22 protein-coding genes are annotated in these 19,316 nt (G+C 71.8%); 10 read left to right on the plus strand and 12 right to left on the minus strand.

What is annotated here, in order from left to right; genetic code table 11:
• Positions 1–76: 76 nt before the first annotated feature.
• Positions 77–478 carry a nuclear transport factor 2 family protein gene (locus tag M1105_RS06790; RefSeq protein ID WP_249579582.1) on the minus strand — a complete coding sequence of 134 codons (402 nt, stop codon included), beginning with the start codon at positions 476–478 and terminating at the stop codon, positions 77–79.
• A 371-nt stretch (positions 479–849) separates the two neighbouring features.
• Between M1105_RS06790 and mtgA the strand changes: the two genes are divergently transcribed.
• The 3 genes from mtgA to queG all read left to right on the plus strand — a co-directional run bounded on the left by mtgA (position 850) and on the right by queG (position 3,626).
• The gene (mtgA, locus tag M1105_RS06795) at positions 850–1,596 is read left to right on the plus strand and encodes a monofunctional biosynthetic peptidoglycan transglycosylase (protein WP_249579583.1); all 747 of its coding nucleotides are present in this window, start codon (positions 850–852) and stop codon (positions 1,594–1,596) included.
• A gap of 180 nt (positions 1,597–1,776) precedes the next feature.
• Positions 1,777–2,445, plus strand: a complete 669-nt coding sequence (gene fzlA / locus M1105_RS06800; protein WP_249579679.1) for an FtsZ-binding protein FzlA — start codon at positions 1,777–1,779, stop codon at positions 2,443–2,445.
• A gap of 44 nt (positions 2,446–2,489) precedes the next feature.
• Positions 2,490–3,626, plus strand: a complete 1,137-nt coding sequence (queG, locus tag M1105_RS06805) for a tRNA epoxyqueuosine(34) reductase QueG (RefSeq protein WP_249579584.1) — start codon at positions 2,490–2,492, stop codon at positions 3,624–3,626.
• Here queG and M1105_RS06810 read toward each other — a convergent pair.
• Positions 3,595–4,329, minus strand: coding sequence for a tetratricopeptide repeat protein (locus tag M1105_RS06810; RefSeq protein WP_249579585.1), 735 nt, complete (start codon positions 4,327–4,329; stop codon positions 3,595–3,597). The two genes, queG and M1105_RS06810, sit on opposite strands and share 32 nt — an antisense overlap.
• A gap of 58 nt (positions 4,330–4,387) precedes the next feature.
• Here M1105_RS06810 and M1105_RS06815 point away from each other — a divergent pair, with 58 nt between their 5' ends.
• Positions 4,388–5,269: an SDR family oxidoreductase gene (locus M1105_RS06815; RefSeq protein ID WP_249579586.1), complete on the plus strand. Its 882-nt coding sequence runs from the start codon at positions 4,388–4,390 to the stop codon at positions 5,267–5,269.
• 219 nt (positions 5,270–5,488) lie between these two features.
• Here M1105_RS06815 and ygfZ read toward each other — a convergent pair whose 3' ends face one another.
• The gene (gene ygfZ / locus M1105_RS06820; RefSeq protein ID WP_249579587.1) at positions 5,489–6,280 is read right to left on the minus strand and encodes a CAF17-like 4Fe-4S cluster assembly/insertion protein YgfZ; all 792 of its coding nucleotides are present in this window, start codon (positions 6,278–6,280) and stop codon (positions 5,489–5,491) included.
• A gap of 93 nt (positions 6,281–6,373) precedes the next feature.
• Between ygfZ and M1105_RS06825 the strand changes: the two genes are divergently transcribed.
• Genes M1105_RS06825 through M1105_RS06835 form a run of 3 tightly spaced genes read left to right on the plus strand, consistent with a single transcriptional unit; the run spans position 6,374 to position 8,882 of the window.
• Positions 6,374–7,597 (plus strand): MFS transporter, encoded by a 1,224-nt coding sequence (locus M1105_RS06825; RefSeq protein WP_249579588.1) that lies wholly within the window; start codon positions 6,374–6,376, stop codon positions 7,595–7,597.
• Complete coding sequence (locus M1105_RS06830) at positions 7,594–8,286, plus strand: TIGR04283 family arsenosugar biosynthesis glycosyltransferase (protein WP_249579589.1); 693 nt, start codon at positions 7,594–7,596, stop codon at positions 8,284–8,286. Before M1105_RS06825 ends, M1105_RS06830 begins: the two co-directional genes overlap by 4 nt.
• Positions 8,283–8,882, plus strand: coding sequence for a TIGR04282 family arsenosugar biosynthesis glycosyltransferase (locus M1105_RS06835; RefSeq protein WP_249579590.1), 600 nt, complete (start codon positions 8,283–8,285; stop codon positions 8,880–8,882). Before M1105_RS06830 ends, M1105_RS06835 begins: the two co-directional genes overlap by 4 nt.
• Positions 8,883–8,919: 37 nt before the next feature.
• Here M1105_RS06835 and M1105_RS06840 read toward each other — a convergent pair whose 3' ends face one another.
• From M1105_RS06840 to dapB, 3 genes are all read right to left on the minus strand, one after another.
• Positions 8,920–9,510, minus strand: a complete 591-nt coding sequence (locus M1105_RS06840) for a hypothetical protein (protein WP_249579591.1) — start codon at positions 9,508–9,510, stop codon at positions 8,920–8,922.
• Between the two features lie 40 nt (positions 9,511–9,550).
• On the minus strand, positions 9,551–10,012 hold the full coding sequence (locus M1105_RS06845) for a DUF1489 family protein (RefSeq protein ID WP_249579592.1): 462 nt from the start codon (positions 10,010–10,012) through the stop codon (positions 9,551–9,553).
• Positions 10,013–10,081: 69 nt separating this feature from the next.
• Positions 10,082–10,900, minus strand: coding sequence for a 4-hydroxy-tetrahydrodipicolinate reductase (gene dapB, locus M1105_RS06850; protein ID WP_249579593.1), 819 nt, complete (start codon positions 10,898–10,900; stop codon positions 10,082–10,084).
• Between the two features lie 142 nt (positions 10,901–11,042).
• On the opposite strand from dapB, the gene M1105_RS06855 reads away from it, so the two are divergent.
• Positions 11,043–11,462 (plus strand): Hsp20/alpha crystallin family protein, encoded by a 420-nt coding sequence (locus M1105_RS06855; protein ID WP_249579594.1) that lies wholly within the window; start codon positions 11,043–11,045, stop codon positions 11,460–11,462.
• A gap of 211 nt (positions 11,463–11,673) precedes the next feature.
• Here the strand turns inward: M1105_RS06855 and dnaJ are convergent, their stop codons facing one another.
• From dnaJ to dnaK, 3 genes are read right to left on the minus strand one after another with little or no spacing between them, the layout of a single operon-like run.
• Entirely contained in the window at positions 11,674–12,825 is a 1,152-nt protein-coding gene (gene dnaJ, locus M1105_RS06860) for a molecular chaperone DnaJ (protein ID WP_249579595.1), read from the minus strand.
• Positions 12,812–13,699: an FkbM family methyltransferase gene (locus M1105_RS06865; protein WP_249579596.1), complete on the minus strand. Its 888-nt coding sequence runs from the start codon at positions 13,697–13,699 to the stop codon at positions 12,812–12,814. Before M1105_RS06865 ends, dnaJ begins: the two co-directional genes overlap by 14 nt.
• 24 nt (positions 13,700–13,723) lie before the next feature.
• On the minus strand, positions 13,724–15,631 hold the full coding sequence (dnaK, locus tag M1105_RS06870; RefSeq protein ID WP_249579597.1) for a molecular chaperone DnaK: 1,908 nt from the start codon (positions 15,629–15,631) through the stop codon (positions 13,724–13,726).
• Positions 15,632–15,805: 174 nt separating this feature from the next.
• Here dnaK and M1105_RS06875 point away from each other — a divergent pair, with 174 nt between their 5' ends.
• Both M1105_RS06875 and M1105_RS06880 read left to right on the plus strand, forming a co-directional pair.
• Complete coding sequence (locus M1105_RS06875; RefSeq protein ID WP_249579598.1) at positions 15,806–16,444, plus strand: alpha-ketoglutarate-dependent dioxygenase AlkB family protein; 639 nt, start codon at positions 15,806–15,808, stop codon at positions 16,442–16,444.
• Positions 16,445–16,521: 77 nt separating this feature from the next.
• Positions 16,522–16,911 carry a DUF1761 domain-containing protein gene (locus M1105_RS06880; RefSeq protein ID WP_249579599.1) on the plus strand — a complete coding sequence of 130 codons (390 nt, stop codon included), beginning with the start codon at positions 16,522–16,524 and terminating at the stop codon, positions 16,909–16,911.
• A gap of 12 nt (positions 16,912–16,923) precedes the next feature.
• Here M1105_RS06880 and M1105_RS06885 read toward each other — a convergent pair whose 3' ends face one another.
• Genes M1105_RS06885 through hrcA form a run of 3 tightly spaced genes read right to left on the minus strand, consistent with a single transcriptional unit; the run spans position 16,924 to position 19,276 of the window.
• Positions 16,924–17,529 (minus strand): pyridoxamine 5'-phosphate oxidase family protein, encoded by a 606-nt coding sequence (locus tag M1105_RS06885; RefSeq protein WP_249579600.1) that lies wholly within the window; start codon positions 17,527–17,529, stop codon positions 16,924–16,926.
• 26 nt (positions 17,530–17,555) lie between these two features.
• Complete coding sequence (gene grpE / locus M1105_RS06890; protein ID WP_249579601.1) at positions 17,556–18,173, minus strand: nucleotide exchange factor GrpE; 618 nt, start codon at positions 18,171–18,173, stop codon at positions 17,556–17,558.
• Positions 18,174–18,184: 11 nt separating this feature from the next.
• Positions 18,185–19,276 carry a heat-inducible transcriptional repressor HrcA gene (hrcA, locus tag M1105_RS06895; protein WP_249579602.1) on the minus strand — a complete coding sequence of 364 codons (1,092 nt, stop codon included), beginning with the start codon at positions 19,274–19,276 and terminating at the stop codon, positions 18,185–18,187.
• Positions 19,277–19,316 lie beyond the last annotated feature (40 nt).

The raw sequence follows: 19,316 nt of genomic DNA on the forward strand, positions 1-19,316 counted from the left end.
GCCCCGCGCGCGCCCCGGAAAATGCCGCCGCGGCCCCGTGACATGCTGCGGACCGGCTTGTGCCGCGGGGCACCGCTCAGTCGCGGCGCGCGGCCTCCGCCAGTGGCGTATCCTGGCTGAAGACGTTGCGCCATCCCTCGGTTGTCCTGCGCCAGACCGAGCTCACAAGCATGCACTCGGACGCTACTTGCCCGGACCGTGTGAAGGTTGCGCGATAGGCCAGCAGGGCGTGATCGGCACCCAGTGCGATCAGGCGGGCCGATGACAGGCTGAAGCTCTGCACTGTCGGGCCACCGCCGAGCTGCGCGACATGATCGTCGCGCGTGGCGAAGCCGTCGGGATAGACGCCGAGAAAATCGGGATCGAGCGCCGCACCGTCGCGCGAAGCGTCGCCTGCGACCAGCCCCTCCCAGATGGCGGATTCGAGCGCCAGAAAGAATGCCGTATCGAGCCGAGGTAGCGCAGCCTGCCCGGTCATCTCATCTCATCTTATCTCCAGTGGATTCCCAGCCATCAGTGCATCTGCCTTGGTCGGGGGTCCAGCCCCGATCGCCGATCGGGCCTGCCGCGTGCGGCACGCCCGAGGCCATTGCTCCCACTTGCCATGCCGATCTCGGGGCTGGAACGCGGGAGGGGAGCGTTCCCCACCCCGATGTCCCGGGTCGAGCCGGCGACACGGCGGGAAAGTTCCCAGCCGGTCGCGGGTCGCGACCCCATATACGGAAGGTGATTCGCCGCCAGGGACTCGATCCGGCGCCCGGTGGCCGCTCGAAAAGTCGCTGCATCCCCGTTGCCTTCCTGCGGCGAGGACGGTCTTCTTTCGGCCGGAGGCAGGAGAGGCGGCGGCGCATGGCGAGACTGACGGCCCCAAAGCGCGGCGGCAGCAAGCCGGGCAAGGCGCTGCCGAGCGGCGGGCGGCGCCGCCGGGTCATGCGCTGGGCGCTCCGCATCGCGGGGCGGGTGCTGCTGGTCGTGTTCGTCTGGATCGTGCTTTGGCGCGTGGCGCCGCTGCCGGGCGGGCTCTACATGGCAGCCGAGACGTGGCGTCTCGGCGGCATCGAGCGCGAATGGCGCGGGCTCGGGCGCATCTCGCCCAACCTCGCCCGCGCCGTGGTCGCGGCCGAGGACGCCCGCTTCTGCGCCCATTGGGGCCTCGATCTGGAGGCGATCGACAAGGCGCTCGAGGAGCGCGAGCGCGGCCGGGTGCGCGGCGCCTCGACCATCACGCAGCAGACCGCCAAGAACGTGTTCCTGTGGCATGGGCCAAGCTGGACGAGGAAGGGGCTCGAGGCCGGGTTCGCCCTGATGATCGAGCTGGCCTGGGGCAAGCGGCGGATCCTCGAGGTCTATCTCAACGTCGCCGAGTTCGGCGAGGGCATCTTCGGGGCGGAGGCGGCGTCGCGGCATTACTTCGGCGTCGCGGCCTCCCAGCTCAGCCTCGCGCAATCCTCGGCGCTGGCGGCGATCCTGCCCAATCCGAAGGCGCGCGACCCGCTGAGGCTGGGATCGAACCTGCGCCGGCGCGCCGCCCAGATCGCGCAAGGGGCCGAGACCATCGCGGCGCGCGGTGACGACGCCTGCTTCATCCGCCCCTAGCGTGCCAAGCGGCCCGAACCCGTAGGGCGGGCTTCAGCCCGCCGCCCGCCCGCGCCGCGAGGCCCCCGCCAGGTGTCGCGCGCGGGACTCACCCCGGCACAATCTTCGCCGCACCCTTGCGCGCCCGTGCCGCTTTCGGGCAGGAAGGTCTCGCCTCCGGACAGGAACGATCGATTGACGATGCACCGCCTCTATCACCTGCCGCTCTCGCCCTTCTGCCGCAAGATCCGGCTCGTGCTGGCCGAGAAGCGGATCGAGGCCGAGTTGATCGAGGAGCGTCCCTGGGACCGGCGGCTCGACTTCCTGCGCCTCAACCCCGCCGGCACCGTGCCGGTCCTCGTGACCGACCGGGGCCGGGCGCTGGCCGATTCGGTCGCCATCTTCGAGTATCTCGAGGAGGTGGCGCCCGAGCCGCCATTGCTGCCGCAAGACCCCCTAGCCCGCGCCGAGGTGCGCCGGCTGGTCGCCTGGTTCGACGACAAGTTCAACCGCGAGGTCACCGAGAACCTGCTGTTCGAGCGCGTGACCAAGCGGATCGCAAAGCTCGGCTATCCGGACGGCGCCTGTCTCAAGGCGGGCAGCCAGAACATCCGGGTGCATCTCGACTACCTGACCTTCCTGCTCGAGGGGCACAACTGGCTGGCGGGGCCACGGATGACGATCGCGGACCTCACCGCAGCCGCGCATCTGAGCTGTCTCGACTATTGCGGCGACGTGCCGTGGGAGGACTATCCGGCGGTGCGCGACTGGTATGCCGTGCTGAAGTCGCGCCCCAGCTTCCGCGGCCTCCTGGCCGATCACCTGCCGGGGATGAAGCCACCGCCGCATTACGCCGACCTCGATTTCTGAGCGCGGCCTCCCGCTGCGTGCCGGATCGGGTGTAGGCTGCCGGCATGGCTGACGCTGCCCTAATAAAGTCCGACCTGATCGCGGAGGCCCGCGCGCTGGGGTTCGCGCAGGCGGGCGTGACGCGACCGGACGCGGTGGCCGGGGCCGGCGCGCGGCTGCGGGACTGGGTGGCCGCGGGCCATCATGGCGAGATGAGCTGGATGGCAGACCGGATCGCCTGGCGGTCGGACCCTGCGGCACTGTGGCTCGAGGCGCGGTCGGTGGTGATGCTCGCCGACGCCTACACGCCCGCCGCCGACCCGATGGCGGTGCTGGAGCGGCGCCGGCGCGGGGCGATCAGCGTCTATGCGCAGGGCGTGGACTACCACGACACGGTCAAGAAGCGGCTCAAGCGCCTGGGGCGCTGGCTGATCGAACGCGTGGGCGGCGAGATCAAGGTGTTCGTCGACACAGCCCCCGTGATGGAGAAGCCGCTGGCGGCCGCCGCCGGGATCGGCTGGCAGGGCAAGCACACGAACCTGGTGGCACGCGAGGGGGGCTCGTGGTTCTTCCTCGGGGCGATCTTCACCACGCTGGCGCTGCCGCCCGACGCGCCGGGGGGCGACCATTGCGGCGGCTGCCGGCGGTGTCTCGACATCTGCCCGACTGGGGCATTCCCCGCGCCCTACCGGCTGGATGCCCGGCGCTGCATCAGCTACCTGACGATCGAGCTCAAGGGGCCGATCCCGCGCGAGCTGCGCCCGCTGATGGGCAACCGCATCTATGGCTGCGACGACTGCCTCGCCGTTTGCCCCTGGAACAAGTTCGCCGTGGCGGCGAATGCGGTCTACCGCGCCCGGCCCGAGACGGTGGCGCCGCGGCTTGCGGATCTTGCCTGTCTGGACGACGCGGCCTTCCGCGAGGTGTTCTCGGGCTCGCCCATCAAGCGGATCGGGCGGGCAAGGTTCCTGCGCAACGTCGCGGTGGCGGTCGGGAACTCTGTCGACCCCGCGCTGATCCCGGCGGCGCGGCGGCTGGCGGCGGATGCCGATCCGCTGGTGCGCGCGCATGGTGTCTGGGCACTGTCGCGGCTGCTGGCGCCCGGCGCGCTCGCCGCCGAGGCGGTCGCGGACCCCGATCCGATGGTGGCCGAGGAATGGGCGGCAGCCCTCAATTCCCCGCTTCCATCCGTTGCAGGCTGAGCCGCGCCGAGGCCGCGATATCGCCGCCGGGATCGAGCTCGATCGCCTGCATGAAGGCGTCGCGCGCGCGGTCCTTCGCGCCCTGGGCCGCCTCGATACGGCCAAGCTCGAGCCAGGCGATGGGAAGCTCGGGCTCGAGCTCGAGCGCCCAGGTGATGTCCTGCCGCGCTTCCAGGAGCCGCCCCTCCTCGCGCCGCGCGGTGGCACGCAGCATCAGCCGGTCGGGGGTGGGTCCCGAGCGGTCGATGGCCGCGTCGAGATCGCCCAGCGCCGCCCCGTAGCGGCCCGCCGCAGCGTGGAGCCGCGCGCGCATCGTCAGGCCCTCGGCGCTCGGGTCCAGGCGCAGGGCCTGCTCGGCGACGTCGAGCCCGGCCTTGATCTCCTGAAGCTCGAGGAGGAAGCCGGCGGCCTGAATCAGGATCTCGGCGCGGGTCTCGTCCGGCAGGTCGCGGGCGCGGAACGCGATCGCGGTCAGCGACTCGGCCGCGCGGCGGGTCGCGCCAAGCGCGGCGAAGGCCATCGCGCGGCAGTGCTCGGCCGCCGGGCCGCCGCCGAAACGGGCCCAGGCCTCGGCCTCGGCCTCGGCGCGGCCGGGGTCGGTCGCGACCAGCGCGAGGCAGGCGTCATAGCCCTCGACCGCGCGAGCCATGCCCGCGGGCAATGCCAGCGCAACGCCAAACATGATGGCAGCCGCCCCTCGCATTCGTCCGATCCTCCGCTATTGTCGGGCGCGACACTAGTCGATCCACGGAGCCTTGCCCATGCCCCGCGCGACCCTTCTGAGCTTCGGCCATGGCTACAGCGCGCAGGCGCTGGCGCGGCGGCTGACGGCGCGGGGCTGGCGGGTGATCGGCACCACCCGCTCGGAGGGGAAGGCCGCCCTGATCCGCGAGACAGGGGCCGAGGCGCTGGTCTGGCCGGGGGCCGCGCTCGGGCCGGCGCTGGACGCGGCCACGCATCTCATGGTCTCGGCCGGGCCGGATGCGGCGGGCGACCCGGTTCTGGCGGCGGCGGGCGAGGCGATCCGGGCGCGGGCGACGCAGTTCGAATGGGTGGGATATCTCTCGACCACCGGGGTCTATGGCGACCGGGGCGGCGACTGGGTCGACGAGGGCTCGGAGTGCCGCCCCTCGACGCGGCGCGGGCAGTGGCGGCTCGAGGCCGAGCAGGCGTGGCAGCGGCTGCACCGCGAGGCCGGCCTGCCCCTCCACATCTTCCGGCTCGCGGGGATCTACGGCCCCGGCCGCGGCCCCTTCGCGAAGGTGCGCGACGGCACGGCACGGCGGATCGTCAAGCCGGGGCAGGTGTTCAGCCGCATCCATGTCGAGGATATCGCCAGCGTGCTGGAGGCCTCGATCGCGCGGCCGCGGCCGGGCGCGGTTTACAATGTCTGCGACGACGAGGCCGCGCCCCCGGAGGACGTGATCGCCCATGCCGCCGAACTTCTGGGCCTGCCGCTGCCCGAGGCCGTGGCCTATGACGAGGCCGAGATGACGCCGATGGCGCGCAGCTTCTATGCCGAATCGAAGCGGGTCGCGAACGGCCTCATGCACGAGGAGCTGGGGGTGGAACTGGCCTATCCGACCTATCGCGAGGGGCTGGCGGCGCTGCTGGCGGAGGAGCTTGCACGCGCGAAAGCTTAGTCATCGTTCTGATCTGTAACGAACTCTCGAATCGACCGACACTTCGGCCAATCTCATGCGAGCCCGATTCGGCAAACTATTGCCGCCGGAATGGCGGTCGGGCTCGGCGCCGCGCGACAGATCGGGGGTCCGGGAGAGCAGCGGCAGGCTGGAGCCCCCCACAGGGGTGCGGGGCGGACCCGCGTGCACGAGCTGCGGCATGAGATCCCGGCGCAGCGCTCATTCCTCGTAGATCACCCGCGCACCGCCTGCCTCCATCTCGCCAGTGGCGCGGTCGAGCCTGAGATGCGCGAGGCCGCGCCCGCCGTGGTGGCTGTAGAGCGTCCCCGCGGGCTTGCCGTCCGAGGTGATCGGCGTCCCCGGCGGGGCCGCGCCCTCGACGCGGACGGGGACGAGGCGCTTGCGCAGCTCGGTCTTGTGCTTCATGCGGGCCGTGACCTCCTGCCCGACATAGCAGCCCTTGCGGAAATCGACGCCGTTGAGGCGCTCGAAGCCGGCTTCGAGGATGAAACTGTCGTCGGGCACCAGTTCGACCCCGGTCTCGGGCACCTGATGCGCGACACGCAGCGCGAGGTAGTCGGCGGGCGAGGCGGGTTCCATCCTGTCGAGCGCGGGCGCCTCGGCATAGAGCCGCCAGCCCAGGGCAGGCAGGCGCGGGTCGGGGATCGCGCCGTCGGGCGGCGCGCCCTCGCCCCAGATCAGCGCGACGGAAAGGCCTGTGTCGCCCTCGATCCGGGCGTCGCGGCGCAGGCAGTACATCCGCAGGCGCTGCGCCAGCGCCTCGGCGCGGTCGGCGGCCACGTCGATCAGCACCGCCTCGCCGCCGTCCACGAGGAAGAAGTCGAACAGATACTTGCCCTGCGGCGTCAGCAGCGCGGCATAGACCGCGCGGCCCGGCGCAAGCCGTTGCACATCGTTCGTCACCACGCCCTGCAGCACCTCGCGCGCATTCGCCCCCGCCATTCTCAGAACGCGGCGGTCGCGCGCGACGAAACCCCTCAAGCCCGGCATTCCCATCTCCCCTGAAGCAACGGTGAAGATATAGGGGTCGCACCGCGTCCGGCCCAAGGCTATACCGCGGCAAGCCCCGGGGAGGGGGACCTGATGACGCTGCCCGACCACACCGCGCGGGCCGAGGGGCGCGCGCCGCTGGCCCTTGTGACATTCCTTGCGCTGATGACCTCGGTCGTCGCGATGACCATCGACGCGGTGCTGCCCGCGCTCGACGCGATGGCGGCCGACCTCGCCTTCGCGCACCAGAACGACCGCCAGCTGGTGCTGCTGCTGGTGTTCGCAGGGCTCGGCCTCGCGCAGCTGGTGTTCGGGCCGCTGGCGGACGCGCTGGGGCGCAAGCGGGCGACGCTGATCGGTTGGGCGATCTATCTCGCCGGCACGCTGATGGGGCTTGCGGCCGCCAATCCCGAGATGCTGCTGGCCGGGCGCTTCCTGCAGGGTGTGGGCGCGGGCGGGCCGCGGGTGGTGGCGGTCGCGATCGTGCGCGACCTCTACTCGGGGCGGCCAATGGCGCGGGTGCTGTCGATGGTAATGACGGTGTTCATGCTGGTGCCGATGCTGGCGCCGCTGATGGGCCAGGGGATCGAGGCGGTGGCGGGCTGGCGTGCGATCTTCGGGCTCTACCTCGCGCTCGCGCTGGTCTCGGGCGGCTGGTACCTGGTGGCGGTGCCCGAGACGCTGGACCCGGCGCGGCGGCGCCCCTTTCGCCCGCGGGTGCTGGCGGCGGCCTTCGCCGAGGTGGCCACCACCCGCCAGACCGTGGTCGCGATCCTCGCCATCATCGCGGTGTTCGGCACCTTCGTGGCCTATCTCGCCACCGCCCAGCAGGTGATGGAGGAGCTCTACGGCCTGGGGCCGTGGTTTCCGCTGGCCTTCTCGGCGCTCGCCGTGGTGTTCGCGGCGGGGAGCGTGCTGAATGGCTGGCTGGTGATGCACCTTGGCATGCAGCCGCTGGCGCGCCGCGCGCTATGGGCGCTGACGGGTATCGCGACGGCTGGTGCAGGGCTTGCGGCCGCGAGCGGGGGCGTACCGTCGCTCGGGGTCTTCATGGCAGTGCTGGGGCTGATCTTCCTGTGTGTCGCGATCCTGTTCGCCAATCTCAACGCGCTGGCGATCCAGCCGCTTGGGCACATCGCGGGGACCGCGTCGTCGGTCATCCTCGCCTGTTCGACGGTGGGCGCGGCGGCGATCGGGGCGGCCATCGCACAGGCCTATGACGGCTCGGTCACGCCGCTGTTCGCGGGGTTCGCGGCGCTCGGCCTGATCGGGGCGTGCCTCGTCACCTTCGGGGGGCGGATGGAGGAGGGCGCATGACGGCGCCGGTCTCGGTCGTCATTCCCACGCTCGAGGCGGCCGATCGGATCGGGCCGTGCATCGAGCGGCTGGTGCCGGGGCTCGCGGCGGGACTGATCCGCGAGCTGATCATCGCCGACGGGGGTTCGTCCGACGGGATCGAGGCCGTGGCCGACGCGGTCGGCGCGCGGCTGGTCGTGGCGCCGCGGGGGCGGGGGCAGCAGCTTGGAGCAGGCTGCAACGCCGCGCGCGGGGCCTGGCTGCTGGTCCTCCATGCCGACACGCTGCTGCCCGAGGGCTGGGAGCACACCGTGGCCGCGCATTTGTCCGGCCACGCGGACCGGGCGGGCTATTTCGGCTTGGGCTTCGACGATGGCGGCATGGGCGCGCGCTGGGTCGGGGCCTGGGCGAACCTGCGCTCGGCGCTGTTCGCGTTGCCCTATGGCGACCAGGGGTTGCTGCTGCCCGTGGCGCTCTACCGTGCGGCGGGGGGGTATCCGCCGATCCCGCTGATGGAGGATGTGGCGCTGGTCCGGCGGATCGGACGGCGGGGGCTGAGACGGCTGCCCGGGCAGGTCATGACCTCCGCCGCGCGCTATCGGCGCGGCGGCTGGATGGGGCGCGGTGCGCGGAACCTCGCGACGCTTGCGCTGTGGTTCCTCGGCGCCTCGCCCGAGCGGCTGGCGCGCTTCTACCGGGGGCAGGGATGAGGCCGACGCTGGTGCTGTTCGTCAAGGAGCCGCGGCCAGGCCGGGTCAAGACGCGGCTGGGCCGCGACATCGGCATGGTCGAGGCGGCGTGGTGGTTCCGCCACCAGACGGCGCGGCTGATCCGGGCGATGGCGCGCGACCGGCGCTGGCGCACCGTGCTGGCGGTGGCGCCCGACACGGCGCTGGGCTCGCGCGCCTGGCCATCCGGGGTCGCGCGCTGGCCGCAGGGGCCGGGCGACCTGGGCGCGCGGATGGCGCGGGCGCTGTCGGCCTTCGGGCCGGGACCGGTAGCAATCGTGGGCGCCGACGTGCCGGGCGTGAGCCCCGCCGTGGTGGCCGAGGCCCTTGCGATGGCGCGCGGCGGTCGTGCCGTGCTGGGGCCGGCGACGGATGGGGGCTACTGGCTGGTCGCGGTGCCGCATGGCGGGCGGCTGCCGGCGGGGCTGTTCGAAGGCGTGCGCTGGTCTGGCCCGCATGCGCTCACGGACACCGAGGCGACGCTGGGTCGGCTAGGCCCGGCGCGGCTCGCGGCGGTTCTGAGCGATGTGGATAACGCGGTCGACCTTCCCCGCAGGGCGCGCTGGGCGGCGGGCTGACGGGGTGGGCTGATGGAGCAGGCGCGCTGCCCCGGGTTCAGCCCTCGGGCTCGCCGATGTGGATGCGGCTCGCGCCCGTGGCGACGAAGGCGCCGATGAGGTCCGAGATGCACTCGATGGGCGCCGAGCCGAGATCGGCGGTGAAGCGCCATTGCTGCCCCAGCTTCTCGGGTCCGTCAATCGAATGGACCGCGCCCGCGAGGTCGGGCGCCACGTCGGCATAGCGGCTCTGGAACCATTCGAGGAACCAGCGGCGGATCGGTGCCCAGTTCGGCCGCGGCTGGGCGGCAGTGACGACGATGGCGGCCGCGTCCCAGCGGAAGGGGGAAAGCGTCGTCACGAAGCCATCGGCCTCGACCAGCGTGACGGGTGCGAAGGCGAGCGGCGCGGGGCTTGCGACGCGCTCGACCAGGCTGCGTCCGCCCGCGGTCACCCGAAGGTCGCCGCGGCGCGGCAGCTGGAGCGTGCCGTCGCGGGCGACGCGGCCCTCGCCTTCGCGCTGCATCGGCTCGGCCTCGATCTCGGCCCCCGAATCGAGGCGCCGCGCCAGCACCTCGAGCAGCGCGCCCACGGTGACGTCGCGGACTGGCCCCAGCAGATCGGCGAGGCGCGAGTCGAGCCGGTTCATGCGAGGCCCCTCCGCGCCGCAGCGGCGGGCTGCGCGCGGCTCAGCCAAGGACGCCCAGGGCTGCGAGCGCCGCCTGCATGTCCTGCGGCAGACCCGCCTCGCCGGACCCCGTGTGGCCAAGATCCGGCGGCGCATCCGAGGGCGCGAGATAGCGCCAGCCCTGGAAGGCCGAACGCGGCCGTGCCTCGACCCGCACCAGCTCGGGGTCGAGCACCAGCGCGCAGCGCGTGATCCCGTCCTCGCCCGTCACCGGGTCGAGCCGGACGATGCGCTGGCGCACCAGGATAAGGCCACGGACGACCCAATAGACCGATCCTCCTGCCAGCAGGGCGTCTTGCCTGCGCGGCCACATGCGCGTGACGTGACGCGGGCAGGGGTCGAGGCCCGCGCCCGCGCGTTCGGCGATCCGGGCGGCCTGCCAGTCGGCGAGGTCCTCGACGCTGTCGGCGCCGACACAGAGCTTGACGAGATGGACCGGTTCGCTCCGGGCCTCAGGTGGCATGGTTCCGCCTCCACTAACCTAGCGCGGGTGGGCCGGCGAATAAGTCGCGATCTTGCAACCTATCAACGTTCAGGCGAGGCCCAGCACGTCGGTCATGCCGTACTCGCCCGGTTTCTGGCCCGCACCCCAGATCGCGGCCCTGACGGCGCCGCGCGCGAACAGCATCCGGTCGGTCGCGACATGGCGCAGCGCCACGCGCTCGCCGGGGCCGGCGAACAGGATCTCGTGCTCGCCCACGACGTCGCCGCCCCTGAGCGCGGCGAAGCCGATGCCGCCCGCGGGACGCGCGCCGGTGATGCCCTCGCGCGCGGCCAGACGCGCCTCGGCCAGCGTGGTGCCGCGCCCCTCGGCAGCCGCCTCGCCCAGCATCAGCGCGGTGCCCGAAGGGGCATCGACCTTGTGGCGGTGGTGCATCTCGAGGATCTCGATGTCGAACTCCTCGCCCAGCGCCGCCGCAACCCGGCGCGCGAGCACCGTGAGCAGGTTGACGCCCAGCGAGAAGTTGCCCGCCCGGATCACGGTCGAATGGCGCGCCGCCGCCTCGATCCGGTCGAGATGGTCGGCCTCGAGCCCGGTCGTGCCGATCACGTGGACCAGCCGCGCCTGCGCCGCCAGCGCGGCGTGCGCAACCGTGGCGGCGGGTGAGGTGAAGTCGAGCACGGCGCGCGAGCGGGCGAACACTGGCAGCGGGTCGTCCTCGACCATCACGCCGATCGCGGGACCCTCCATCGCCTCGCCGAGGTCGCGCCCGATCCAGGGATGGCCGGGCCGCTCGGTCGCCCCCACCAGCCGGCAGGCGGGGTTTTCGCGCACCGCCTGCGCCAGCATCCGGCCCATGCGGCCCGCGGCGCCGGTCACGGTGATGTCGATGGGGCGGGCGTCGGTCATCGCGGCTCTCCGGGGCGGCTGTCGCACCTTCATCTAGCAGGCGGGCCGGGGCGGGGAAAGCTCCGCGGATTTGATCGCCGTCAAGGCCGGCGGGCGGGCGCGGTGCTGTGATCGCTCCACCGGACACTGCATGGGAGAACCGATGATGGTCGAGAAGACGCCTGCCCATGGCTGGCTGCCCGACATCGCCGAGCCGTTCCGCGCGCTTGGCTCGCGCATCGCCGGCTGGTTCGCGCCGCGTTCCGAGGCCAGCGGCGACACCGCCGCCTACCGGGTCAGCATCGAGCTGCCGGGCGTGGCCGAGGACGACATGGAGGTCACGCTGCGCGACGGCATCCTCACCGTGAAGGGCGAGAAGCGCGCCGAGCGGCGCGAGGAAGGCGCGGGCTATTTCTTCACCGAGCGCGAATACGGCCGCTTCGAGCGCAGCTTCCGCCTGCCCGCCGACGCCGACCCCGAGAAGATCGAGGCGGAAGCCGCGAAGGGCGTGCTGACGGTCACGATCGGCCGCAAGGGCAAGGGCGAGGAAGGAAGAACGATCCCGATCCGCGCGCCGCTCTGACGCGAGGGCGGCGCGTGCTGCGTCGGGCTCAACGCCCGCGGTCCCTGGCTTGACCCGGGGCCGCGACAGTGCGGCGCCCGATGGCGCCAGCGACGCCGGGTGCGGCTGTCGGGGCAACTGGCCGTTGCGGTTTGATGGCGGATCCGGGATGCCCCGGGCCAAGCCTGGGGCAGCGCGGGTTGGCAGTTGGTCGAAGGGCCGAGCGGCGGGCTCAGCCGGTCCCGGTCATCCCGTCCCAGAAGCTCTTGACCTTCGAGAAGAAGTCCTTCGAGGAGGGGCTGTTGTCGACGCCCGCCTTCTCGAACTCGCGCAGCAGTTCCTGCTGTCGCTTGCTCAGGTTCACCGGCGTCTCGACCTGCACCTCGATCATCAGGTCGCCCACCTGCCCGGCGCGCTGCAGCGCCGGCATCCCCTTGCCGCGCAGGCGCAGCTGCTTGCCGGTCTGCACGCCGGAGGGCACCTTGACGCGCGAGCGGCCGCCGTCGATCAGCGGCACCTCGATCTCGCCGCCAAGCGCCGCGGTGGTCATCGGCACCGGCACGCGGCAGTAGAGGTTGAGCCCGTCGCGCTCGAAGATCGGGTGCGGCTCGACCTCGATGAAGATGTAGAGATCGCCCGGAGGGCCGCCCTTGACGCCCGCCTCGCCCTCGCCGGCCAGCCGGATGCGGGTGCCGGTCTCGATGCCCTGGGGGATGTTGACGTTGAGCGCGCGGTCCTTGCGGACATTGCCCTGGCCGCCGCAGGCCCGGCAGGGGTTCTTCACGATCTGGCCCTGGCCGTGGCAGGTGGGGCAGGTCCGCTCGATGGTGAAGAAGCCCTGGCTCGCGCGCACCTTGCCGTGGCCCGCGCAGGTGGGGCAGGTCTGCGGCTGGGCGCCGCCCTCGGCGCCGGTGCCGCTGCAGGCCTCGCATTTCGTCGAGCCCGGGACCGAGATGGTGGCCTGCTTGCCGCGGAAGGCGTCCTCGAGGCTGACGCGCAGGTTGTAGCGCAGATCCGCGCCACGCCGGATGCCGTTGCCGCCGCGCCCGCCGCGCCGGCCGCCCATGAAATCGCCGAACAGGTCCTCGAACACGTCCGAGAAGGCCGAGCCGAAATCTCCCGGCCGTGCGCCGGCGGCCCCGCCCCCGGCCATGCCCGCCTCGAAGGCGGCATGGCCGAACTGGTCGTAGGCGGCCTTCTTCTCGGCGTCTTTCAGTACGTCGTAGGCCTCGTTCACCTCCTTGAACTGTGCCTCGGCCTCGGGGTTGTCCTTGTTGCGGTCGGGGTGCAGTTCCTTCGCCTTGGCGCGATAGGCCTTCTTCAGCTCCTCGGCCGAGGCGCCACGGGCGACCCCGAGCACATCGTAGTAGTCACGCTTGGCCATCGAGACTTCCTTGGGTCTTGCCTGCGCCCGCCGCCGCGCGGTGCGGTCCGGGGCGGGTGAGGATCGCGTTCAGCCTGGTCCGCTCGGCCACCACATAGCCATTCGACCGCAGAAGTGCCAGAGCCGGGGTGTCCGCGCCGTGCGGCGCCTCGATCAGCACGACGCCGGGCCAGAGCGCTGGGGGCGCGTCGCGCAGGAAGGCGGCGAGCGCCGGTTCCTCGTGCCCCTCGATGTCGATCTTGAGCGCATCTATCCCGTCGAGACCTGCCTCACGCACGATGTCGAGCAGCGTTCGGGTCGGCACGCGAAGCCCCGCGCCCTCGGCGCCCAGCTGGATCTCGCCCCGATTGCCTCCCGCCGCCGCCAGCGTGGCCTCGCCCGCCCGGTCCGACAGCGCGACGGGTGCCACGATCACATCCGCGGCGCCCGAGGCCGCGAGGTTGAAGCGCAGGCGCCTCAGGTTCTCGGGATCGGGCTCGATGGCGAGGCCCTGGAAGCCGCGGGGTGCCGTGGCGCGCGCGGCCAGCGTGTAGAGCCCGACATTTGCGCCCGCGTCGACGAAGCGGAACACCTGCCCCGCCGCCGCGGCCGCCCGCGCGATCACCGCCCGCTCGGCCGCGTCCCAGCGCCCGGGGGCGGTGAAGACGCGCTTCTCCGACAGGTTGTCGCGCGGGTAGAGGCGCGCCCGCTGGCGCGGGAAGGGCTCGACGTCGAAGGGGTCGTCACGCCCGAGGCAGACGATCCGGCGGATCAGCGAGGCCGCCCGCCGCCCGGGCGCGCCCCACGTCCCGACACCCGCGCCGAGGCGGCGGAGCCATTCCATCGGCGCGGGCAGGGCATGGGAGCCGAACGGCGGATCGGCGGGGCCGGTCATGCTGGTGACACGGACGGCGCGCGGTCAGGACCGCTTCTTGCCGTCGTCGTCCACTTCCTCGAACTCGGCGTCCACGACGTCATCCTTCGACCCGGCGCCGTCGCTATCAGGGGCGGCGGTCGATTCGGCCTCCGACTTGTAGATCGCCTCGCCCAGCTTCATCGACGCCTCGGCCAGCGCCTGGGTCTTGGCCTTGATCGCCTCGACATCCTCGCCGTCGAGCACGCCCCTGAGCGCCGTGATGGCGTCGGTGATGCTCGAGCGGGTGGCCTCGTCGACCTTCTCGCCATGCTCGGCCAGCGACTTCTCGGTGGCATGAACCAGGCTCTCGGCGTGGTTCTTCGCCTCGACCAGCGCGCGGCGCTTCTTGTCGGCGTCGGCGTTCTCCTCGGCTTCCTTCACCATCCGGTCGATGTCGGCATCCGAAAGGCCGCCCGAGGCCTGGATGGTGATCCGCTGCTCGCGGTTCGTGCCCTTGTCGCGGGCCGAGACGTTGACGATGCCGTTCGCGTCGATGTCGAAGGTGACCTCGATCTGCGGCACGCCGCGGGGCGCGGGCGGGATGTCCTCGAGGTTGAACTGGCCCAGCAGCTTGTTGTCGGCCGCCATCTCGCGCTCGCCCTGGAAGACCCGGATCGTCACGGCCGACTGGTTGTCGTCGGCGGTCGAGAAGACCTGGGACTTCTTGGTCGGGATCGTCGTGTTGCGGTCGATCAGCCGGGTGAACACGCCGCCCAGCGTCTCAATGCCGAGCGAGAGCGGCGTCACGTCGAGCAGCACCACGTCCTTGACGTCGCCCTGCAGCACACCCGCCTGAATCGCGGCGCCCATGGCCACGACCTCGTCCGGGTTGACGCCCTTGTGCGGCTCCTTGCCGAAGAACTTCTTCACCGTCTCGATGACCTTCGGCATGCGGGTCATGCCGCCGACCAGCACCACCTCGTCGATGTCGGCCGCGGTGACGCCCGCATCCTTGAGCGCCTTGCGGCAGGGCTCGAGCGTGCGGTTCACGAGGTCCTCGACCAGGCTCTCGAGCTTGGAGCGGGTGAGCTTCAGCGCCAGATGCTTGGGCCCGGAGGCGTCGGCGGTGATGTAGGGCAGGTTGATCTCGGTCTGCGACGAGGAAGACAGCTCGATCTTCGCCTTTTCAGCCGCCTCCTTGAGGCGCTGGAGCGCGAGCTTGTCCTTGCGCAGGTCGAGCCCGTTGTCCTTCTTGAACTCGTCCGCGAGGTAGTCCACCAGCCGCAGGTCGAAGTCCTCGCCGCCCAGGAAGGTGTCACCGTTGGTGGACTTCACCTCGAAGAGGCCATCCTCGATCTCGAGCACCGAGATGTCGAAGGTGCCGCCGCCGAGGTCATAGACGGCGATGGTCTTGCCGCCCTCGCGGTCGAGCCCGTAGGCGAGCGCGGCGGCGGTGGGCTCGTTGATGATGCGCAGAACCTCGAGCCCGGCGATCTTGCCCGCGTCCTTGGTGGCCTGGCGCTGGGCGTCGTTGAAATAGGCGGGGACGGTGATGACGGCCTGCGTCACCTTCTCGCCGAGATAGCTCTCGGCCGTCTCCTTCATCTTCTGCAGCACGTAAGCCGAGATCTGCGAGGGCGAATACTTCTGGCCGCGGGCCTCGACCCAGGCGTCCCCGTTCTTGCCCTCGATGATCTTGTAGGGGACCATCCCCTTGTCCTTCTCGACCGTCGGGTCGGAATGGCGCCGTCCGATGAGGCGCTTGACGGCGAAGAGCGTATTCTCGGGGTTGGTCACGGCCTGGCGCTTGGCGGGCTGGCCGACGAGGCGCTCGCCATCCTCGGTGAAGGCGACCATCGAGGGGGTCGTGCGCGCGCCCTCGGAATTCTCGATCACCTTGGGCTGCTTGCCGTCCATGATGGCGACGCAGGAGTTGGTGGTGCCAAGGTCGATACCGATAACTTTGGACATGGATCTGTCACTCCCTTCCGGCGATGTCCGTCCGGGTCCGTGCGCGGCCCCCGGAACTCATCCCACACTGCTTGCGGTCTCGGTCGAAACTGGCGGCTATATAAGGCCGTGGCATGGTGGTCGCAAGGCGGCGAGGCGGCAGCGGCGGGGCCGCCGCGCGGTGCGGAGGCGGCGATGGCGGAGGCAATGACCGGCATGGCGGAGGAGGTGGTGCCGGGGCTGCTGTTGTGGCGCGGCCTGCTCGACCGGCCGGCGCAGGCGGCAATGGTCGCCGACATCCGCGGGGTGATCGCGGCCGCGCCCCTGGTGCGCCCGGTCACAGCCTGGGGGCGGCCGATGAGCGTGCGCATGACCTCGGCCGGCCGCGTCGGCTGGGTGATCGCGCGCGGGCGCTATGCCTATGTGCCGCGCCACCCCGAAACTGGCACTCCCTGGCCGCCGATCCCGGCCTCGGTGCTGGCGGTCTGGCGCGCGGTTTCCGGCTGGGACGACGATCCCGATTGCTGCCTGGTCAACTGGTATGGCGAGGGCGCGCGGATGGGCCTGCACCGCGACGCCGACGAGGGCGAGGAGGGGTTCCACGCCCCGGTCGTCTCGATCAGCCTCGGGGACCCTGCGCGCTTCCGCATCGGCGGCACCGAGCGGCGCGGGCAGACGACCCGCCTGCTCCTGCGCTCGGGCGACGTGCTGGCGATGGGGGGCCCGGCACGGCTCGCCTATCACGGCATCGACCGGGTGCTGTCGGGCGAGGGCGACCTCCTGCCGGGCGGCGGGCGCATCAATCTCACGCTGCGGGTGGTGCGCTCGGCCTGACGGGCACGGCGGGGCATTTCCTGCCGGGGCCGGGCGGAGTAGGATCGGTTGGTCGCAACATGCCGGGGGAGGGGCAGATGGGGGTTCTTGCGGTCATCCTCGCCGCGGCGGCGGGCTTCGCCTGGGGGGCCATCTGGTATGGCCTGCTGGGCGGACGCTGGGCGCAGGCGATCGGCCGGACGGTGGCGCAGCACAAGGCCGACCGTAACGCGGTGCCGTTCCTGATCGCGGCGGCTGCGGCTCTGCTGACCGCCGGGATGCTGCGCCATGTCTTTGCCGCGGCAGGCGTTTCGAGTGGCGGCGCGGGCTTCGTCGCCGGACTCGGCCTCGGCGCCTTCGTGGTGCTGCCCTGGATCGTGACGAACTACGCCTTCGCCGGGCGGCCGCGCGATCTGTGGTGGATCGACGGCGGCCATGCGGCCATCGCCTGCGGGCTGATCGGGCTGGTGCTGGGGCTGATGGCCTGAGCGGGCCGCGTCTCAGTAGAGCGCGGCGCGGTAGCGGGCGAGCATCGCCTCCTCGGGCTCGGGCTCGCCCTCGAGGTCGCAGTGGTCGCGCAGCATCTCGGCCATGGTTGGCACCGGGCGCGCCGCGGGCCAGCTTGCGGGGTCCCACAGGGCCGAGCGCAGGAAGGCCTTGGCGCAGTGCAGGAACACCTCCTCGGCCTCGACCCGCAGGACCGTCAGCGGCAGGCGCCCGTCGCGGGCGAAACGCGCGCGCATCGCGGACTCGTCGTGGATCGTGGCGGGGCCATTCACCCGAAGCGTCTCCCGCACGCCGGGGATCAGGAAGATCAGCCCCGCGCGGGGGTGGACGAGGATGTTCCGCAGCCCGTCGATGCGGGAGTTGCCGGGCCAGTCGGGGATCAGCAGGGCACGCTCGCCCTCGACCTGCACGAAGCCGGGCCGGTCGCCCTTGGGCGAGGCGTCGAGCCGCGTGCCGTCAGATGTCGCCACCACCACGAAGGGCGATGCCGCGACGAAGGCGCGGCAATGGGCATCGAGCCGCCCGATGACCTTGGCCGCGGCGCGGGGATGGGCCTCGCCGTAGATCTCGCGCAGGCGCGCCTCGGTCGTGATCGGCATCGGGCGCGCCCTCCGGCTGCGACGGTTCAACCGGCCTTGTCCTCGCCATTCTCCGGCGCGGCCTCGGCCGCTGGCCCGGCCGCCTGCGGCATGGCCCGGGCCACGCCGACCAGAGCCGGACGCAGCAGGCGGTCGGCGATGACGAAGCCCGCCTGCATCACCTCGATGATGGTGCCGGGCTGGGCGCCGGGAATCGGGGCCTCGAACATCGCCTGGTGCAGGTTGGGATCGAATTTCTCGCCCTTCTGCGGCGTGGTCTCGCGGATCTTGTGCTTCTCGAAGGCGTTCAGCAGCTCGCGCCGGGTGAGCTCGATGCCCTCGAACAGGGCGGCATGCTCGGTCTTGATGCTGTCGTCGGCGGCGGCGAGCGCACGGGTGAGGTTGTCGTAGACCGCCAGGATGTCGCGCGCGAGGCGGGTGCCGCCATAGGTCTCGGCGTCCTTGCGGTCGCGCTCGGCGCGGCGCCGGGTGTTCTCGGCCTCGGCCAGCGCGCGCAGCAGGCGGTCCTTCAGCTCGTCGCGCTCGGCCTCGAGCTCGGCGATTCGGACGTCCGGCCCCGGCACGGCACCCATCTCGGGCAGCGCCTCCTCGGGGGTGGTCCCGGTGGTCTGGGGCTCATCGGTCTTGGCTTGCGTCTTCGCCATGTCCTTGCCTCTCATCTTTTCTGCATGCCGTCGCCCGTGACCATGCGCCCGACCAGGCGCGCGGTGTAGTCCACTATGGGAACGATCCGGCCATAGTTCAGCCGCGTCGGGCCGATCACGCCGATCGCGCCGACCACCCGGCGGTTCGTGTCGGTGTAGGGCGAGATAACCAATGTCGAGCCCGAGAGCGAGAAGAGTTTGTTCTCGGACCCGATGAAGACGCGCACGCCGTCGGCCCCCTCGGTGAGATCGAGGAGCTGGCTGAGGTCCCGCTTGCGTTCGAGGTCGTCGAACAGCCGGCGCATCCGTTCGAGCTCCTCGGCGCCCTGCGTCTCGGACAGAAGGTTCGCCCGTCCCCGAACGATCAGGCGGTCCGGCAGCCGGTCGGCGCCCTCCGCGCCCTCGCCCGCCCAGAGCGCGATGCCCCGCTCGATCAGGCTGGCCGCGAGGCCGTCGAGCTCGGCGCGATGGGCCGCGATCTCGCGTGCCATCAGCTCCTGCGCCTCGGTCAGCGTGTGGCCACGCAGCTTGGCGTTGAGGAAGTTCGCGGCCTCGCGCATCGCCGAGGGCGTGAGGCCGGGAGGGGGCGAGAACAGCCGGTTCTCGACCGTCCCGTCGCCCATCACCAGCACGGCGAGCGCGCGCTCGGGCGCGAGCGAGATGAATTCCAGGTGCTCGACCGGCGCGCCCGCCTTGGGCGCGAAGACGAGGCTCGCGCAATGCGACAGGCCTGAAAGCAGCTCGCTCGCGCCGTCGAGCACGGCCGAGAGGTCCTGCTCGGGCTGGGCGGCGAGGCGGTCGATCTGCTGGCGCTCCTCGGGCGGGATCTCGCCGACCTCGAGCACGCCGTCGACGAAGAGCCGCAGGCCGAGCTGCGTCGGCACCCGGCCCGCCGATACGTGCGGGCTGTCGAGCAGGCCCAGGAACTCGAGGTCCTGCATCACGTTGCGGATGGTGGCGGGCGAAAGTGCCATGTCGAAGCCGCGCGACAGTGTGCGCGAGCCGACCGGCTCGCCAGTGTCGAGATAGGTTTCGACCAGGCGCCGGAAGATGGCGCGGCTGCGCTCGTTCAGATCCGCAAGGCTCGGGGTCGGTGCGCTCATCTCGCTCGTGTGTCAGGGTTGCCGGATTCAGGTATGACGC

It is taken from the genome of Thermohalobaculum sediminis, assembly GCF_023487995.1.
Taxonomy (GTDB): domain Bacteria; phylum Pseudomonadota; class Alphaproteobacteria; order Rhodobacterales; family Rhodobacteraceae; genus Thermohalobaculum; species Thermohalobaculum sediminis.

Coding starts and splice junctions, on each gene's coding strand:
- M1105_RS06790 (WP_249579582.1), bottom strand. CDS start 478: ATGACCGGGCAGGCTGCGCTACCTCGGCTCGATACGGCATTCTTTCTG.
- mtgA (WP_249579583.1), top strand. CDS start 850: ATGGCGAGACTGACGGCCCCAAAGCGCGGCGGCAGCAAGCCGGGCAAG.
- fzlA (WP_249579679.1), top strand. CDS start 1,777: ATGCACCGCCTCTATCACCTGCCGCTCTCGCCCTTCTGCCGCAAGATC.
- queG (WP_249579584.1), top strand. CDS start 2,490: ATGGCTGACGCTGCCCTAATAAAGTCCGACCTGATCGCGGAGGCCCGC.
- M1105_RS06810 (WP_249579585.1), bottom strand. CDS start 4,329: ATGCGAGGGGCGGCTGCCATCATGTTTGGCGTTGCGCTGGCATTGCCC.
- M1105_RS06815 (WP_249579586.1), top strand. CDS start 4,388: ATGCCCCGCGCGACCCTTCTGAGCTTCGGCCATGGCTACAGCGCGCAG.
- ygfZ (WP_249579587.1), bottom strand. CDS start 6,280: ATGCCGGGCTTGAGGGGTTTCGTCGCGCGCGACCGCCGCGTTCTGAGA.
- M1105_RS06825 (WP_249579588.1), top strand. CDS start 6,374: ATGACGCTGCCCGACCACACCGCGCGGGCCGAGGGGCGCGCGCCGCTG.
- M1105_RS06830 (WP_249579589.1), top strand. CDS start 7,594: ATGACGGCGCCGGTCTCGGTCGTCATTCCCACGCTCGAGGCGGCCGAT.
- M1105_RS06835 (WP_249579590.1), top strand. CDS start 8,283: ATGAGGCCGACGCTGGTGCTGTTCGTCAAGGAGCCGCGGCCAGGCCGG.
- M1105_RS06840 (WP_249579591.1), bottom strand. CDS start 9,510: ATGAACCGGCTCGACTCGCGCCTCGCCGATCTGCTGGGGCCAGTCCGC.
- M1105_RS06845 (WP_249579592.1), bottom strand. CDS start 10,012: ATGCCACCTGAGGCCCGGAGCGAACCGGTCCATCTCGTCAAGCTCTGT.
- dapB (WP_249579593.1), bottom strand. CDS start 10,900: ATGACCGACGCCCGCCCCATCGACATCACCGTGACCGGCGCCGCGGGC.
- M1105_RS06855 (WP_249579594.1), top strand. CDS start 11,043: ATGATGGTCGAGAAGACGCCTGCCCATGGCTGGCTGCCCGACATCGCC.
- dnaJ (WP_249579595.1), bottom strand. CDS start 12,825: ATGGCCAAGCGTGACTACTACGATGTGCTCGGGGTCGCCCGTGGCGCC.
- M1105_RS06865 (WP_249579596.1), bottom strand. CDS start 13,699: ATGACCGGCCCCGCCGATCCGCCGTTCGGCTCCCATGCCCTGCCCGCG.
- dnaK (WP_249579597.1), bottom strand. CDS start 15,631: ATGTCCAAAGTTATCGGTATCGACCTTGGCACCACCAACTCCTGCGTC.
- M1105_RS06875 (WP_249579598.1), top strand. CDS start 15,806: ATGGCGGAGGCAATGACCGGCATGGCGGAGGAGGTGGTGCCGGGGCTG.
- M1105_RS06880 (WP_249579599.1), top strand. CDS start 16,522: ATGGGGGTTCTTGCGGTCATCCTCGCCGCGGCGGCGGGCTTCGCCTGG.
- M1105_RS06885 (WP_249579600.1), bottom strand. CDS start 17,529: ATGCCGATCACGACCGAGGCGCGCCTGCGCGAGATCTACGGCGAGGCC.
- grpE (WP_249579601.1), bottom strand. CDS start 18,173: ATGGCGAAGACGCAAGCCAAGACCGATGAGCCCCAGACCACCGGGACC.
- hrcA (WP_249579602.1), bottom strand. CDS start 19,276: ATGAGCGCACCGACCCCGAGCCTTGCGGATCTGAACGAGCGCAGCCGC.